The organism is Xenorhabdus siamensis (genome assembly GCF_037996745.1).
In the GTDB taxonomy this organism is placed as follows: Bacteria; Pseudomonadota; Gammaproteobacteria; order Enterobacterales; family Enterobacteriaceae; genus Xenorhabdus; species Xenorhabdus indica.
In genome coordinates this window covers 41575-58492 of sequence record NZ_JBBMXE010000018.1, presented here as the reverse complement: position 1 = coordinate 58492, position 16918 = coordinate 41575, and the positions used below count along the sequence as shown (strand labels likewise).

General features: G+C 44.1%; 13 protein-coding genes, 1 tRNA gene and 1 pseudogene. All 15 read left to right on the top strand.

Annotated features, from left to right (window positions below; translation table 11 throughout):
• Positions 1-498: 498 nt before the first annotated feature.
• The 15 genes and pseudogenes from rho (at position 499) to AAC852_RS17630 (ending at position 16863) form a co-directional block, all read left to right on the top strand.
• Positions 499-1758, top strand: coding sequence for a transcription termination factor Rho (gene rho, locus AAC852_RS17700; protein ID WP_047680026.1), 1260 nt, complete (start codon positions 499-501; stop codon positions 1756-1758).
• Between the two features lie 347 nt (positions 1759-2105).
• A pseudogene (locus tag AAC852_RS17695) lies at positions 2106-2994 on the top strand (UDP-N-acetylglucosamine--undecaprenyl-phosphate N-acetylglucosaminephosphotransferase).
• 33 nt (positions 2995-3027) lie between these two features.
• A complete protein-coding gene (gene wzzE, locus AAC852_RS17690; protein WP_340622120.1) occupies positions 3028-4083 on the top strand; it encodes an ECA polysaccharide chain length modulation protein in 1056 nt (351 codons plus the stop codon).
• 177 nt (positions 4084-4260) lie between these two features.
• Entirely contained in the window at positions 4261-5391 is a 1131-nt protein-coding gene (gene wecB / locus AAC852_RS17685; protein ID WP_340622119.1) for a non-hydrolyzing UDP-N-acetylglucosamine 2-epimerase, read from the top strand.
• Positions 5388-6650: a UDP-N-acetyl-D-mannosamine dehydrogenase gene (gene wecC / locus AAC852_RS17680; RefSeq protein ID WP_340622118.1), complete on the top strand. Its 1263-nt coding sequence runs from the start codon at positions 5388-5390 to the stop codon at positions 6648-6650. The genes wecB and wecC overlap by 4 nt, the downstream gene beginning before the upstream one ends.
• Positions 6647-7729, top strand: coding sequence for a dTDP-glucose 4,6-dehydratase (gene rffG, locus AAC852_RS17675; RefSeq protein WP_340622117.1), 1083 nt, complete (start codon positions 6647-6649; stop codon positions 7727-7729). Before wecC ends, rffG begins: the two co-directional genes overlap by 4 nt.
• Before the next feature lie 18 nt (positions 7730-7747).
• Positions 7748-8623, top strand: a complete 876-nt coding sequence (gene rfbA / locus AAC852_RS17670; RefSeq protein ID WP_340622116.1) for a glucose-1-phosphate thymidylyltransferase RfbA — start codon at positions 7748-7750, stop codon at positions 8621-8623.
• Positions 8607-9383, top strand: a complete 777-nt coding sequence (gene rffC / locus AAC852_RS17665; protein WP_340622115.1) for a dTDP-4-amino-4,6-dideoxy-D-galactose acyltransferase — start codon at positions 8607-8609, stop codon at positions 9381-9383. Before rfbA ends, rffC begins: the two co-directional genes overlap by 17 nt.
• Positions 9370-10518, top strand: a complete 1149-nt coding sequence (rffA, locus tag AAC852_RS17660) for a dTDP-4-amino-4,6-dideoxygalactose transaminase (protein ID WP_340622114.1) — start codon at positions 9370-9372, stop codon at positions 10516-10518. The genes rffC and rffA overlap by 14 nt, the downstream gene beginning before the upstream one ends.
• Positions 10518-11783: a lipid III flippase WzxE gene (gene wzxE, locus AAC852_RS17655; RefSeq protein WP_340622113.1), complete on the top strand. Its 1266-nt coding sequence runs from the start codon at positions 10518-10520 to the stop codon at positions 11781-11783. Before rffA ends, wzxE begins: the two co-directional genes overlap by 1 nt.
• Positions 11780-12865: a TDP-N-acetylfucosamine:lipid II N-acetylfucosaminyltransferase gene (locus AAC852_RS17650; RefSeq protein WP_340622112.1), complete on the top strand. Its 1086-nt coding sequence runs from the start codon at positions 11780-11782 to the stop codon at positions 12863-12865. The genes wzxE and AAC852_RS17650 overlap by 4 nt, the downstream gene beginning before the upstream one ends.
• Entirely contained in the window at positions 12862-14277 is a 1416-nt protein-coding gene (gene wzyE, locus AAC852_RS17645; protein ID WP_340622111.1) for an ECA oligosaccharide polymerase, read from the top strand. The genes AAC852_RS17650 and wzyE overlap by 4 nt, the downstream gene beginning before the upstream one ends.
• Positions 14264-15001 (top strand): lipopolysaccharide N-acetylmannosaminouronosyltransferase, encoded by a 738-nt coding sequence (wecG, locus tag AAC852_RS17640; protein WP_340622110.1) that lies wholly within the window; start codon positions 14264-14266, stop codon positions 14999-15001. Before wzyE ends, wecG begins: the two co-directional genes overlap by 14 nt.
• 251 nt (positions 15002-15252) lie before the next feature.
• A complete protein-coding gene (thrP, locus tag AAC852_RS17635; protein ID WP_340622109.1) occupies positions 15253-16638 on the top strand; it encodes a bifunctional threonine/serine APC transporter ThrP in 1386 nt (461 codons plus the stop codon).
• 148 nt (positions 16639-16786) lie between these two features.
• Positions 16787-16863: transfer RNA gene (locus AAC852_RS17630), tRNA-Arg, on the top strand.
• The last annotated feature ends 55 nt before the right edge of the window (positions 16864-16918 follow it).

Sequence of the window (16918 nt, the reverse complement as noted above, 5' to 3'; positions counted from 1 at the left end):
ATACTAAACAATCTATAGTGTCTGATAAATCTGTTATCTCTGGATCACCTTGAAATATCTGATAGCATATCGTATTTAGTAGAGTATCTGAAAGCATATATAGTGTCAGTATATAGCTTGGTACTGAAGACGTCTTTATGCTGAACATCCCGATGATGTTTTCGTACCAGGCGTTTTATGTCGAAGTCTTCTTTTGCTGAGATAGTGTTTACTAAGACAATATTGTTAAACAGTATTTGCTGAAACATGACTTACACTGAGATAGCTCTTGTTTTGAGATTAATCACATTTCGTTATTGTTATCTCGGTTGTGTTTTAACAGTTTGTTAGCCTTATTTTGAAACCAATTAGCGTACTTCAGACTATTGCCTTGTCATATAAATTAATATGTTAATAGGTTGTATTTGTTTTGGGTACAAATAAACAGGCACCGATAACGCTGCCATACCATTCACGTTCATAGTTCGAGATATACCCCGAGTTAAAGAACCCACCATTATGAATCTTACCGAATTAAAGAATACGCCGGTATCAGAGTTGATCACTCTCGGCGAAAATATGGGGCTGGAAAACCTGGCTCGTATGCGCAAACAAGATATTATCTTCTCTATCCTCAAACAGCATGCGAAGAGTGGAGAAGATATTTTCGGAGATGGTGTGCTGGAGATATTGCAGGATGGATTCGGTTTCCTCCGCTCAGCAGACAGCTCCTACCTTGCAGGTCCCGATGATATCTACGTTTCTCCTAGTCAAATTCGCCGTTTTAATCTCCGTACCGGTGACACCATTTCAGGTAAAATCCGCCCACCAAAAGAAGGCGAACGTTATTTTGCTTTGCTGAAAGTTAATGAAGTTAACTTCGATAAACCTGAAAATGCCCGTAGTAAGATCCTGTTTGAGAACTTGACTCCTCTCCATGCTAACAGCCGTTTACGTATGGAACGTGGTAATGGTTCTACTGAAGATTTGACTGCTCGAGTTCTGGATTTGGCTGCGCCTATTGGTCGTGGTCAGCGTGGTTTGATTGTTGCTCCACCAAAAGCGGGTAAGACCATGTTGCTGCAAAACATCGCGGCGAATATTGCCCACAATTATCCAGATTGTGTGTTGATGGTGTTGCTGATCGATGAACGTCCGGAAGAGGTCACCGAGATGCAGCGTCTGGTAAAAGGTGAAGTTATCGCTTCTACTTTTGATGAGCCGGCTTCCCGCCATGTTCAAGTGGCTGAAATGGTGATCGAAAAAGCAAAACGTCTGGTTGAACATAAAAAAGACGTTATTATCCTGTTAGATTCTATAACCCGCCTGGCTCGTGCCTATAACACCGTTGTTCCTGCTTCCGGTAAGGTATTGACCGGTGGTGTGGATGCAAACGCGCTGCATCGTCCAAAACGCTTCTTCGGTGCGGCACGTAATGTTGAAGAAGGTGGTAGCTTGACCATCATCGCGACAGCTCTGGTTGATACCGGTTCTAAGATGGATGAGGTTATTTACGAAGAATTTAAAGGTACAGGTAACATGGAGTTACACCTGTCCCGTAAGATTGCGGAAAAACGTGTTTTCCCTGCTATCGACTATAATCGCTCCGGTACACGTAAAGAAGAGTTGCTCACTGCGCAAGACGAGTTACAGAAAATGTGGATATTGCGCAAAATCATTCATCCGATGGGTGAAATTGATGCAATGGAATTCCTTATTAACAAACTGGCTATGACAAAAACAAACGAAGAATTCTTCGACTTTATGAAACGTTCGTAGTCTGTAAACAAAAATTCGCACTCCATAAACAAAAATAGTTAAGCGATCACTTCTTCAAAACGCCACTTCTTGTGGCGTTTTTTATTGATGGTTTAATTTAATCGCAAAGATGGCATGTATTTTGCTTCTCTGTTTTTAGATGCGTGTTCCCTGACGGTGCTTCATAGATACTCCGCAAATAATGATTGATCACGATCTATGACTGTCTTTACTAATGTGTAAATTTCTTACATTGTAGGCATCTTTTTGTTGACTAGATACTTATTGAGTGAGTTTGATATTAAAGGAAATATAAGAGTCAATGAATACTAGATGACCTACTGTTATTTTTGCAGAGAGTTATTATTGTGAATATTCCCAGTATAGCTGCTGAAATCTTATGCGTATTTATATTCTCATTTATATTTTTGTTTATAGCGCGTAAGTTAGCACAGCGGATAGGTCTTGTTGATAAGCCTAACCATCGTAAATGTCATCATGGAGTCATACCCTTGGTAGGGGGAATATCTATCTTTTTTGGGATTTGTTTTGGTTTTGCTATAACAAAAGAATTTATCCCTCATAAGTGGGTGTACTTATCTTGTGCGGGAGCATTAGTTTTTGTTGGTGCATTGGATGATCGCTTTGATCTTAGTGTAAAAATCCGGGCAACAATCCAAGCTTTAGTAGGCATTAGTATGATGTATTTCTCTGGGCTTAAGTTAGAAAGTTTGGGGGATGCGTTTGGACCATGGGAGATGGTATATTTTTCTCAATCTGGGCCTGCTTGGTAAACGCTTCAAAGTCTTCATGGGGGACGCTGGAAGTACACTGATTGGTTTCACCATCATCTGGCTGTTGACTGAGGTGACTCAAGGGGAAAATCGTTCTATTAACCCTGTGACAGCATTATGGATCATTGCTATCCCATTAATGGATATGGTTGCGATTATGTACCGCCGACTGCGCAAGGGCATGAGTCCATTTTCACCGGATCGTCAGCATATTCATCACTTAATCATGCGCGCAGGTTTTACTTCCCGTCAGGCATTCGTCTTAATTACCGCGGCAGCAGCTTTGCTGGCCGGAGTGGGCATTATAGGTGAACGGTTAAGTTTTGTGCCTGAATGGGTAATGTTGGCATTGTTTTTGCTTGCATTTATATTGTATGGCTATTGCATCAAAAGGGCATGGCGGGTTGCTCGTTTTATCAAACGGTGTAAACGTCGGATGCGTCGGGTTGCAAGCCATCATTAAAAAATAATCGGCTTATCAAAGAGGTTTGGCGCAGTGAAAAACTCAGAAACGAAATCTAATCAGGGTCAGGCGGCTATAGAGCATGAACTGGATATTCGTGCACTATGTTATGTTCTGTGGCGTGGAAAGATATGGATTATCGCACTGGCAATTATTTTCGCTGCTGTCGCTCTGGCTGCATCGTATCTGATGCAGCAAAAATGGAGCGCAACCGCTATTGTAGATTTACCGACAACGAATAACCTGGGGAGCTATTATTCACAACAGCAATTTCTGCGCAATTTAGATACTCACATTAATGCTTCGCCGGAAGCCCAGTTGCCGACGATTCCCGATGGTGCATATAAAGAGTTCATGACGCAAGTTGAAGCATATGATACTCGTCGTGAATTCTGGCTTCATTCCAATTATTACAAACAGCGCCGAGAGGGTAATAATAAAGCGGATGCCGTATTACTGGAAGAATTGATTAACAATATCCAGGTGACACGCCGTAATGAGAAAAATGCGCAAAATGAACATATTAAATTAACGGCAGAAACAGCAATAGATGCCAACCGACTGCTGCGGGAATATATTGCTTTTGCTAATCAACGCGCAAGCACCCACCTGAACAATGAAATTAAAGGCGCGTGGGCTACACGTACTCAATCAATGAAAGCGTTGGTCAAACGACAAGAAATGGTAGCGAAAGCAATGTATAACCGTGAGTTGAATGTCTTGCAGCAATCATTGAAGGTTGCTGAAAAACAAGGCATTCAACGTAATCAGACGAACATCCCTCTTGATGAACTGCCTGAATCTAAAATGTTCATGCTGGGAGTACCATTGCTGCAAGCACAACTCGAAACTTTGCAAGCTACGGGTCCCAATTACAGCATCGATTATGATCAAAATATAGCAATGTTGGCGACCCTAAATGTTGGCCCTACTTTGCAGAATATTTTTCAGACCTACCGTTATCTCAGAACACCTGAAGAACCTGTCAACAGAGACAGTCCTCGCCGTGCATTTATGATGATGCTGTGGGGAGCTATCGGTATGTTGATTGGTGCCGGAGTCGCATTAGCGAGGCGTTCGCGCACATAATTTTATGTATATGATAACTATGTAAATTTCATTTATCGTAAGAAAAAATGAATGGCTGGTTCAGATGGCCTGTATTCTGTGCACATATATATTGATTGGAAGCAGGGATGAAAATAATCGCAACAAATATCCCTTTGTGGAATTACCAGCAATGATTGACAAAATAAGAGAGCCACTGTGAAAGTGTTGACTGTGTTTGGTACTCGCCCGGAAGCCATCAAAATGGCACCATTGGTACATGCTTTGGCCAGGGATAATGCTTTTGAGGCAAAAGTTTGTGTCACTGCACAGCATAGGGAAATGTTGGATCAAGTACTGCACTTATTTGGGGTCAAACCTGATTTTGATCTCAATATTATGAAACAAGGGCAGGATCTTACGGATATTACCTGCCGGATACTTGAATCCATGAAGCCTGTATTAAGTGAGTTCAAGCCAGATGTAGTGTTGGTACATGGTGATACGACAACGACAATGGCAACCAGTCTGGCCGCTTTTTACCAACGTATTCCGGTAGGTCATGTTGAAGCCGGATTGAGAACCGGTGATCTGTACTCTCCGTGGCCGGAAGAGGCCAATCGTAAGATTGCTGGTCATCTGGCGACGTACCATTTCGCGCCAACGGAAAACTCTCGCAACAATCTCTTGCAAGAATCAATTGCAGACAACGCTATTTTTGTCACAGGAAATACGGTCATCGATGCTTTGCTTTGGGTACGTGACCGCATTTTGAATGATGCAGTGTTGAGTGAGCAATTTGCTGAGCTTTATCCCTTTATTGATCCCAATAAGAAAATGATCCTGGTGACAGGCCATCGCCGTGAGAATTTTGGTGGTGGGTTTGAGCGGATTTGTGAAGCGTTGGCGCAAATTGCCAGAATGCACCCTGATGTACAGGTCGTTTATCCTGTTCACCTGAATCCTAATGTATGTGAGCCAGTAAAACGCATTCTGCATGATATTGATAATGTTATTCTTATCAATCCACAAGACTATCTGCCATTTGTTTATTTGATGGATCATGCCTATCTGATACTCACTGATTCAGGCGGGATTCAGGAAGAAGCTCCTTCACTTGGAAAACCCGTTCTGGTCATGCGTAATACCACAGAGCGACCAGAGGCAGTTGATGCTGGTACAGTGCGATTGGTAGGAACAAAAACCCAAACTATCGTTGATGAAGTCACACGTTTGTTGACGGATGACTCTGCCTATCAACAGATGAGCCGAGCTCATAACCCTTACGGTGATGGCAAGGCTTGTCAGCGAATTCTGGAAGTATTGAAGAAAAATCAGGTGACATTATGAGCTTTGAAACAATTTCTGTGATCGGTCTTGGTTATATTGGTTTACCTACTGCGGCAGCATTTGCGTCTCGCCAGAAAACGGTTATTGGTGTTGATGTTAATCAACATGCAGTGGAGACGATTAATCGTGGAGAGATCCATATTGTTGAACCTGATTTAGATAAAGTAGTTAGAACCGCTGTTGAAGATGGCTATCTGAAAGCAGTGTCTTCCCCTCAACCTGCCGAAGCATTTTTAATCGCGGTTCCCACGCCTTTTAAGGGAGCTCACGAGCCTGATATGGCTTATGTTCGCGCGGCGGCAGAATCTATTGCTCCTGTTTTGCAAAAAGGGAATTTGATTATTCTGGAATCAACATCACCTGTTGGTGCGACTGAACAGATGGCGGACTGGCTGGCAGAAGTTCGCCCCGATCTTTCCTTTCCACAGCAGGCAGGGGAAAATTCAGACATTGATATCGCATATTGCCCTGAGCGAGTACTACCAGGGCAGGTTATGGTGGAGTTGATCAAAAATGATCGCGTTGTGGGCGGTATGACACCAAAATCGTCTTTCAGAGCAAGTGAACTGTATAAAATTTTCCTTGAAGGCGAATGTGTTGTCACCAATGCCAGAACTGCGGAAATGTGTAAACTGACAGAGAACAGTTTTCGGGATGTTAACATTGCATTTGCTAATGAACTTTCGCTTATCTGTGCCGAACAGGGGATTAATGTCTGGGAATTAATCAGTCTGGCAAATCGGCATCCTCGCGTTAATATCCTGCAACCAGGCCCTGGGGTTGGTGGTCACTGTATCGCCGTAGATCCATGGTTTATTGTGTCACAGAATCCTGCACAATCCCGTTTGATTCACACTGCCCGCCTTGTGAATGATAGCAAGCCACTTTGGGTTGTTGATCAAGTAAAAGCTGCGGTGGCGGACTGTTTAGTTGAAAGTGGCAAACGGGCAAGTGAAGTTAAAATCGCTTGTTTTGGTCTGGCATTTAAATCAAATATTGATGATTTACGGGAAAGCCCGGCAGTTCATATCACCAAAATGGTCGCACAGTGGCATGCTGGCTCCACCCTCGCTGTTGAGCCGAATATCCATAACTTGCCTCATTCACTGAAGGGTGCCGTGGAACTGGTAGATTTGCAACAGGCACTGGAAGAGGCCGATGTTGTGTTAATGCTAGTGGATCACAGCCAGTTTAAGGCCATTAATGGCAATCAAATAAAACAAAAATGGGTTGTTGATACCAAAGGAGTTTGGCGTTGAAACGTATTCTGATTACTGGTGGTGCGGGTTTTATTGGTTCTGCGGTGGTTCGCCATATTATTAATCATACTGAAGACAGCGTCGTTGTTGTCGATAGCTTAACTTATGCTGGCAATCTTGAGTCACTGGCTCCGGTTGCCGGGCATCCTCGTTATGTGTTTGAGCGGGTGGATATCTGTCATCGTGATGCTTTAGATCGTATCTTTCAGCAATATCAACCTGATGCAGTGATGCACTTGGCGGCAGAAAGTCATGTTGACCGCTCCATTGATGGGCCCGCAGCTTTTATCGAAACCAATATCATTGGAACTTATACCTTATTAGAAGCTGCCAGGGCGTTCTGGCAGCAATTGGATCAGGATAAGCAGGCTGCATTCCGTTTCCACCATATTTCAACCGATGAAGTATATGGTGATTTACATGGTGATGAGGGCTTTTTCACAGAAACGACACCTTATGCACCGAGCAGCCCTTATTCTGCATCGAAAGCATCCAGTGATCATCTGGTCAGAGCGTGGCGTCGTACCTATGGTTTACCGACAGTGATCACGAACTGTTCGAATAACTATGGGCCGTACCATTTCCCGGAAAAACTGATCCCTTTGATGATCCTGAATGCGTTGGCCGGTAAACCTTTGCCCGTTTACGGTAAGGGAGAGCAAATCCGTGACTGGCTGTATGTAGAAGATCATGCACGGGCACTACATTTGGTGGTTACCAGGGCAAAACCTGGTGAAACCTATAATATTGGCGGCCACAATGAGCGCCGGAATATTGATGTTGTGGAAACTATCTGCGAATTACTGGAAGAGTTGCGTCCGGAAAAGCCAGCAGGTATTGCCTTTTATCGTGAGTTTATCACTTATGTCACTGACCGTCCGGGACACGATATGCGTTATGCCATTGATGCAGCGAAAATTGAGCGTGAATTGGGCTGGACACCACAGGAGACATTTGAATCTGGTATTCGTAAGACGGTGCAATGGTATCTGGAAAATGAGAGTTGGTGGCGTAGTGTTCAGGATGGCTCTTATGCAGGAGAACGTCTTGGTTTGGTTGATCACTGCGGGAATGAATAAACCCGTCTGGGGGATAGCATGAAAGGAATTATACTGGCAGGTGGCTCTGGTACTCGTCTCTATCCAATAACACGTGGTGTATCAAAGCAGTTACTGCCTATTTATGATAAGCCAATGATCTACTATCCGTTGTCAGTCTTAATGCTGGCAGGGATACGCGACATACTGATTATTTCTACTGAGGAAGATCTGCCTGCTTTCAAACGCTTATTGGGTGATGGTGATCGTTGTGGTATTCACTTGAGCTATGCCGTACAACCTTCACCGGATGGTTTGGCCCAGGCATTTCTGATCGGCGAGGAGTTTATTGGCGATGATGCCTGCTGTCTGGTGCTTGGTGACAATATTTACTTTGGTCAGGCATTCAGTCCGAAACTGCAAAGTGTTGTGGCTCGCGGGCACGGAGCAACAGTATTCGGTTATCAGGTTATGGATCCTGAACGGTTTGGGGTTGTAGAATTTGATGAGCAGTACCGTGTACTTTCCATTGAAGAAAAGCCAGCGCAGCCAAAATCAAATTGGGCAGTAACTGGACTCTATTTTTATGACAACAAAGTCGTGGATTTTGCTAAACAGGTGAAACCTTCCGCCCGTGGTGAATTGGAAATTACCAGCATAAATCAAATGTATCTGGAGCGCGGAGAACTGAATGTTGAACTGTTGGGACGTGGGTTTGCGTGGTTGGATACTGGCACGCATGACAGTCTGATTGAAGCCAGTATGTTTGTTCAGACAGTCGAAAAACGGCAAGGTTTTAAAATTGCCTGTCTGGAAGAGATCGCATGGCGCAATGGATGGATGGATGAGGAACAAGTAAGAGCCTCTGCGACAGAGTTGGCAAAAACAGGTTACGGCCAATATTTGCTGGATTTACTCCATGTTTATTCATGTTGAACCTGTTTACGCTGATATTGAGCCTTTGGTATGGGATAGCCAGTTTTTTGGCTTATCTACTGCCCGCCTGAATTTCGTATCGGAGTTTTCGTCTACTAAGAGACAGATAACAACAGCTCAGTTGGATGAATATGCTTTGGTGCAGGCGAAAGTTCCCGCGCAACAACTCTATTTGGTTGATCAGTTATCTGCTCTGGGCTTCTCTTTGGTGGAAGGAGAAGCGGATTTACTGCTGTCTGTTAATTCATCATCTGTCAGTTCGTTACCTGCCAGTTCAGAAGAATATGGTAAATATCAGGCGCTGATAACCGCTACACCACCGGATATTCCGGTATTAAAAGCCGCAGCATTGCGCGCGTTCGCAACCAGCCGCTTTCGTGCTCCCTGGTATCAGCCAAATGACAGTGGCCGTTTTTACGCAACTTGGGTTGAAAACGCGGTTCTGGGAACCTTTGATCACGAATGTTTGCTCGTCAATGATGAGTGTGGCGAGCTTGCCGGCTTTGTCACTATGAGAAACCTTGGTTGCCATGAAGCACGAATAGGTTTACTGGCGGTATTACCGGGAAAGCATCGCCAGGGAATTGGAAAGAAATTGATGTCGGCGGCGCAGCAGTGGTGTCAGAACCGTAGGATACAACGGCTGAGAATTGCAACACAGATTAGTAACATCACAGCCTTGCGCCTTTATACACGTAGTGGTGCGATAATCGAAAGCACCGCATATTGGTTATACAGAGGACGAAATGATTCCATTTAACAAACCACCAGTAGTTGGCACTGAACTGAAATATATGCAACAGGCGATGGCCAGTGGAAAATTGTGCGGTGATGGTGGATTTACCAAACGTTGTGAAGAGTGGATGGAGAAGCGTTTTAATTGTCCAAATAATCTTCATCGTTCAAAAGTGCTGCTGACACCCTCTTGTACTGCTGCATTAGAAATGGCGGCAATACTGCTGAATATTCAGCCGGGTGATGAAATTATCATGCCCAGTTACACATTCGTTTCGACTTCCAATGCGTTTGTGCTGCGTGGAGCGACAATTGTTTTCGTGGATATCCGTCCGGATACAATGAATATTGACGAAACCAAGATTGAAGCTGCTATCACGGATAAAACCCGTGCTATCGTGCCAGTGCATTATGCAGGGGTAGCGTGTGAAATGGATACCATCTTGGCACTGGCGGAAAAATACAATCTGTATGTCGTGGAAGATGCTGCACAGGGTGTAATGTCCACTTACAAAGGCCGCGCGTTGGGAACCATTGGCCATATTGGCTGTTTCAGCTTTCATGAGACTAAAAATTACTCTTCGGGAGGTGAAGGTGGGGCAATACTGATCAACGACAAGTCGATGTTCTCCCGCGCAGAGATTATTCGTGAAAAAGGGACTAACCGTACGCAGTTCTTCCGTGGACAAGTGGACAAATACACATGGCGTGACATTGGCTCCAGCTATCTACTGTCCGACTTACAGGCCGCTTTCCTGTGGGCACAGTTAGAAGTTGCTGAAGAAATCAATCAGCGCCGCCTGACCTTATGGGATAACTACTATCGGGCCTTGGAGCCATTGGCTGAGAAGGGGCTTTTAACTCTGCCGATTGTGCCAGAAAATGTAGAGCACAATGCGCATATGTTCTATATCAAACTGAAAGATGTGGAAGAGCGTAGCGAGTTTAATAACCATATGAAAGCGGCTGATATTCTGACAGTGTTCCATTATGTAGCGTTGCACACCAGCCCTGCCGGTGAGAAGTGTGGTCATTTTCATGGTGAAGACCACTTTACCACCAGCGAAAGTGAGCGTCTGGTGCGTTTGCCGATGTTTTATAATATTACTGATGAAGAACAGCAGATGATCATCAGCCGCATTAAGGAATTTTTTGCCTGATGTCACTTGCCAAAGCCTCAGTCTGGACGGCGGGCTCTACACTAATCAAGATTAGCGCCGGGTTGCTGGTCGTAAAACTTCTGGCCATCTCCTTTGGCCCAACAGGGGTGGGGCAAGCGGGCAATTTCCGCCAACTCATTACTGTTCTGGGTGTATTGTCTGGTGCGGGGATCTTTAACGGTGTTACCAAATACGTTGCAGAACACTATGTTGTAAGACACCATCAGCAATCGGCAAAACTCAGAGCAGTATTAGGAACATCATCCTCAATCATTTTGGGGTCTTCTACCCTGCTGGCGATAGTTTTCTTCTTATTCAGCGACACCATCAGTACCAGTTTGTTTGGTCATAACAATTACAAAATGGTTGTGCAGGCGCTCGCATTTATTCAAATGGGAATCGCTTATGCCAACTATTTTCTGGCTATTTTGAAGGGATTTCGCGATGCTCAGGGAAATGCACTGGCGATAATATTGGGTAGTTTGGTCGGTGTAATTGCCTATAGCCTTTGCTATTGGTTAGGGGATTATGAAGGTGCTCTGATAGGGTTGGCTTTAGTGCCTGCTTTGGTAGTGTTGCCGGCAGTGGTTATCCTTCTGCGTCGTAAAGTTATTGCGTTTTCGACATTGAAACCCATCTGGGATCGTGCCATTGCCCGCCATTTGGGGAAATTCACTCTGATGGCGTTATTGACTTCCATTACACTGCCAGTTGCTTACATCATGATGCGAAATCTGATGGCAGAACGTTATAGCTGGGAAGAAGTTGGTATCTGGCAGGGAGTGAGCAGTATTTCAGATGCTTATTTACAATTTATCACGGCCTCTTTCACGGTTTATCTACTACCGACCCTTTCCCGATTGGAAAATAAAAACGAGATTGCCAGTGAGATAGTGAAGGCGTTGAAATTTGTCTTACCAGCCGTGGCAGTTGCCAGCTTTTCAGTCTGGTTATTGCGTGATTTTGTTATTTGGTTACTGTTTTCTGATAAATTTACCGCAATGCGGGATCTATTTGCATGGCAGTTGGTAGGTGATGTTCTGAAAGTTGGTGCTTATGTTTTTGGTTATCTGGTGATAGCGAAAGCGGCACTGCGTTTTTATGTATTGGCTGAAGTCAGTCAATTTCTGTTGTTGATCAGTTTTTCTCATTGGCTGATCCCCGTTAATGGGGCGCTGGGAGCAGCTCAGTCATATATGGCTACTTATATTGTTTACTTTATTCTTTGTTGTAGCGTATTTATTATGTATCGCGGACGAGCATGACAACCTTAATCCACGTTTTGGGATCGGATATCCCACATCACAATCAAACGCTACTGCGTTTTTTTAATGACGTCTTGGCACAGGAAATAAATTTTCCAGCCAAACCGTGTTTTATGGTGGTGGCGAGAGAGCACTCATGGATAACAGCGAATTATCCTGCTTTAACCATCTCTGTTTATGAGAGTAAAGCGGCACTGTCGAAGGCCGTAATAGCACAGGCACAAGAAGACAGAGGCAGACGCTTCTTTTTTCATGGACAGTTTAATACAGGATTGTGGATGGCTTTATTGATTGGAAAAATTAAAAGTCATCAATTCTGGTGGCATGTATGGGGAGCTGATCTGTATGAGGATTCCCGTCAGCTTAAATTTCGTTTTTTCTATCTGTTACGTCGTTTAGCACAGAAACGGGTAGGAAAGGTGTTTGCCACACGTGGCGATCTCAATCATTTCGCAGCGTTCAACCCTAATGTACCGGCTTCACTGCTGTATTTCCCAACGCGTATGGCACCTTCGCTGGTGGTGAAGGAAAAATCCTTTTCATCTGAAGGGATCACTATTCTGTTGGGAAATTCAGGAGATAAATCCAATCGTCATATTGATGCATTGCACAAAATTCATCGTCAATTTGGCACAGAAGCCCGTCTCATTTTGCCAATGGGTTACCCTGATAATAATCAAGCCTATATCCAACATGTAGAACAAACTGCATTGTCGTTGTTCCGGGCTGAGAATATCCGGATATTAAAAGCAAAACTGGCTTTTGACGATTACTTGTCATTGCTGCGTCAATGCGATTTGGGCTATTTCATTTTTAAGCGTCAGCAAGGGATAGGAACTCTTTGTCAGTTGATCCAGTCAGGTATTCCATTTGTTTTGAGTCGTCAGAATCCATTCTGGCAAGACTTAACCGAGCAGCAAATCCCCATTCTGTTTGATGGTGACGAGCTGAATAAGCACTGGGTGCAGGAAGCACAGCGTCAGATGCTGTCTCTTGATAAAGAGGCGATAGCCTTTTTTGATCCTAATTTTGTAGAAGGGTGGAAAATTGCCTTGTTGGAAGCATCTGGAGAGTTTCAATGACTTTGGCGCAATTCGGTGGGTTATTTGTTGTTTACACCATCTCGCTGATCTTCATTATTACATTGATGTATCGGGAGTTTCGACGTGTTCGGTTTAACTTCAATATCTTTTTCTCATTACTTTATTTACTGACATTTTATTTTGGTTTTCCACTGACGAGCCTATTGGTCTTTCAGTTTGATGTACAGGTAGTACCGGTAGATTCATTGCTACATGCGATGCTGGCGTCGGGCTGTTTTTATGCCATTTATTATGTCAGTTATAAAATACGGCTCAGGTATCGAATTCCTGACGTTGATACAACATCCATTAATGCTGTATCTCGTAAGCCTTTGTTCACCATGAATCGGCTAGAAACCAACCTGACTTGGCTGCTGTTGGCAGGTATTGCGATCTTCACTGTTGTCTCTTTCTTTCTGCAAAACGGCTTTCTGTTATTTAAGCTACAGTCGTATAGTCAGATATTCTCCAGCCAAGTTTCCGGGGTAGCACTTAAGCGCTTTTTCTATTTTTTCATCCCTGCCATGTTGGTAGTGTTTTTCCTGAAACCGACTAAGATCCGCTGGCTGTGCTTTTTAGTGGGAACGGTTGGGTTTGGTATTCTGACTTATGTCATCGTCGGAGGAACACGGGCCAATATTATTATTGCGTTTGCATTATTCCTGTTTATTGGAATTGTTCGGGGCTGGATCACCCTATGGATGTTGCTTGTGGCGGGAGTCATGGGGGTAGTTGGTATGTTCTGGCTGGCATTGAAGCGCTATAGCCTTGATGTGAGTGGTGAGGAAGCCTTTTATACCTTCCTGTATCTGACCAGAGATACTTTTTCTCCGTGGGAGAATCTTGCTCTGTTATTGGATAACTACCGTAAAATTGATTTTCAGGGTTTGGCGCCGATAATTCGTGACTTCTATGTCTTTATTCCTGGCTGGGTTTGGCCGGACAGACCTAATCTGGTCTGGAACACAGCCAACTACTTTACATGGGATGTACTGGATAATCACTCTGGTCTGGCGATTTCACCGACTTTGATCGGTTCATTGGTCGTCATGGGCGGGGTGTTCTTTATACCGCTTGGTGCAGTTGCTGTTGGTATGATTATCAAGTGGTTTGATTGGATCTATGAAGCAGGAAAACAGGAAACAAACCGTTATAAGGCAGCTATTTTACAGGCATTCTGCTTTGGGGCGATCTTCAACATGATAGTCCTTGCCCGTGAAGGTGTGGATTCTTTTGTCTCCCGTGTTGTGTTCTTTGGTATCGTCTTTGGCTTGTGCCTGATAGCCGCGAAGTTACTGTATTGGCTGTTAGATAGTGCAGGCGTTGTCCGAAAGTTTGTCATCAATAACTTGTCTGCATCACAAAAAACACCTGTTCTGGTGAATGTAAGGAGAAAGAATGGTGATGAATAACATTCCTAAATATCGTATCCGCGGACTCAATCTATGGGGATTTCGTGGAATGCCACATTTTCTTGATCACCTTTTTCAGGATGGGCAGGTAAAAACAGGAACATTGGTGGCAATCAATGCAGAAAAAGTGCTCACTGCGGAGAGAGACAATGCGCTGAGTATGTTGCTGGATGAAGCAGAATATCTTTATGCAGATGGTATCAGTATCGTACGTGCTATCCGGCGTAAGTATCCTGATGCACAGGTGTCTCGCATTGCGGGCGCTGATTTATGGGAATCTTTGATGGAACGTGCTGGTCGCGAAGGGACACCAGTATTTCTGGTGGGTGGAAAACCAGAAATTCTTACCCAAACAGCAAATAAACTTCGTAAGCAGTGGGGCGTTAACATTGTCGGTAGTCAGGATGGTTATTTTACTGCTGAAGAACGTGATGCGGTATTTGCACGAATTCATGCCAGTGGCGCGCAGATAGTCACGGTAGCAATGGGATCGCCCAGACAGGAGATTTTTATGCGTGATTGCCGAGAAGTGTATCCTGGCTCACTGTATATGGGAGTTGGAGGAACGTATGATGTGTTCACCGGACATGTTAAACGTGCGCCGAAAATCTGGCAGAACTTAGGTTTGGAGTGGTTCTATCGTTTGTTATCACAGCCCAGTCGTATTCGCAGGCAAATCAAGTTATTGAAATTTCTCTGGTATTATTACAACGGTAAACTATAAGTTACGATTTGATTGCGATAATCCACTGTATCCGGCTTAATATTGGTGCTTAATACAGTGGATTGTCTTATCCTGGCTGTGTAATTTGGCCATCTCCATTGACTCTATTTTACAATTTTTTATTTCACTGATGGGCAAAACGTGTTTTGATCCCTGCCTTTTTACGACTGATCTTCACAACCATTGATTATCAATTCCTGTATTTTTTCTATTTGCAAATATAGACATCATAAAAATGGATAGGGAGTTTTATGAGTGATTCAAAACAGAGTCTGCAAAGGGGACTTGAGGCGCGCCATATTGAGTTGATTGCACTAGGCGGCACAATCGGTGTTGGACTGTTCATGGGGTCCGCCAGCACACTGAAATGGGCTGGCCCATCGGTATTACTGGCTTATATTATTGCTGGTCTTTTTGTCTTTTTCATTATGCGGTCGATGGGGGAAATGTTGTTCCTTGAACCTGTCACCGGTTCATTCGCTGCTTTTGGACATAAATATCTTAGCCCTTACTGGGGATGTCTGACAGCCTGGGGCTACTGGTTTATGTGGGTTTCAGTAGGAATTTCAGAGATTACTGCAGTGGGGGTTTACGCTGAACTCTGGTTCCCTGATTTGCCCCAATGGGTTTCTGCACTGGTTGCCGTTGGTTTGGTCGCGTTGGCTAATCTGGCTGCTGTGCGATTGTATGGGGAGTTGGAATTCTGGTTTGCTATGATCAAAGTCACCACGATTATTGTGATGATCCTGGTTGGTATAGGGCTGATATTTTTTGGATTAGGCAATGATTGGCAAGCTATTGGTTTAGATAACTTGACTGCTCACGGTGGTTTCTTCTCTGGTGGCTGGCAAGGTTTCCTGTTTGCCCTATGTATTGTGGTTGCTTCATACCAAGGGGTAGAGTTGGTTGGTATTACCGCAGGTGAAGCCAAGAACCCACAAATTACGCTGAAAAAAGCGATCAACAATATCCTGTGGCGGATTTTGATCTTTTATGTCGGAGCGATTTTCATTGTTGTAACTTTGTTCCCGTGGACAGAAGTGGGAACACATGGCAGCCCGTTTGTGATGACTTTTGCTAAAGTTGGTATTACTTCTGCGGCGGCAGTAATCAACTTTGTTGTATTGACTGCGGCGCTTTCGGGATGCAACAGCGGAATGTACAGTGGTGGCAGGATGCTGTATGCCTTGGCTGCAAACCGTCAATTGCCGGCTTCATTGCTTAAGATTTCAAAAAACGGTGTACCTGTGAGATGTATCGCGATCACCATTAGTTGCCTGATTGCAGGTTCCAGTTTGAATTATTTGATCCCGGAACCCCAGGCTGTTTTTGTTTATGTTTATAGTGCCAGTGTGCTGCCGGGAATGGTGCCGTGGTTTGTTATTCTGGTGAGTCAGTTGCGTTTCCGCCAACATCATCAGGAAGCGCTGAAACAGCATCGGTTTAAATCGATATTTTTCCCTTACGTCAATTATCTGACATTGATTTTCCTGTCTTGTGTATTGATTGGCATGGCGATTAATCCAGATACCCGTTTTTCATTGATTGTTGGTGGTGTCTTTTTACTGATCGTGTCACTCATTTATTGGGGAGCAAAGTTTATCCGGGGAAGAAAATCGATAGAAAATGTAGTTTGATTTTTCATTAATGAAACAATTTGCGGTGGGAAAACGCTGACTTTATCAACTAAATGAATAAAGCATAATCAAACGCATCATTTCTTTTAAAAAAGCACTGGACAGTTGGAGATTAAATCCGTACTATCTTCCACCGCAACGGCGTTAAGCGCCCGTAGCTCAGCTGGATAGAGCGCTGCCCTCCGGAGGCAGAGGTCTCAGGTTCGAATCCTGTCGGGCGCGCCATTTAAAGCGTGCAAGAGCAGCGACGATGAGTTATCGTGGTCAACGGCATTGTAGT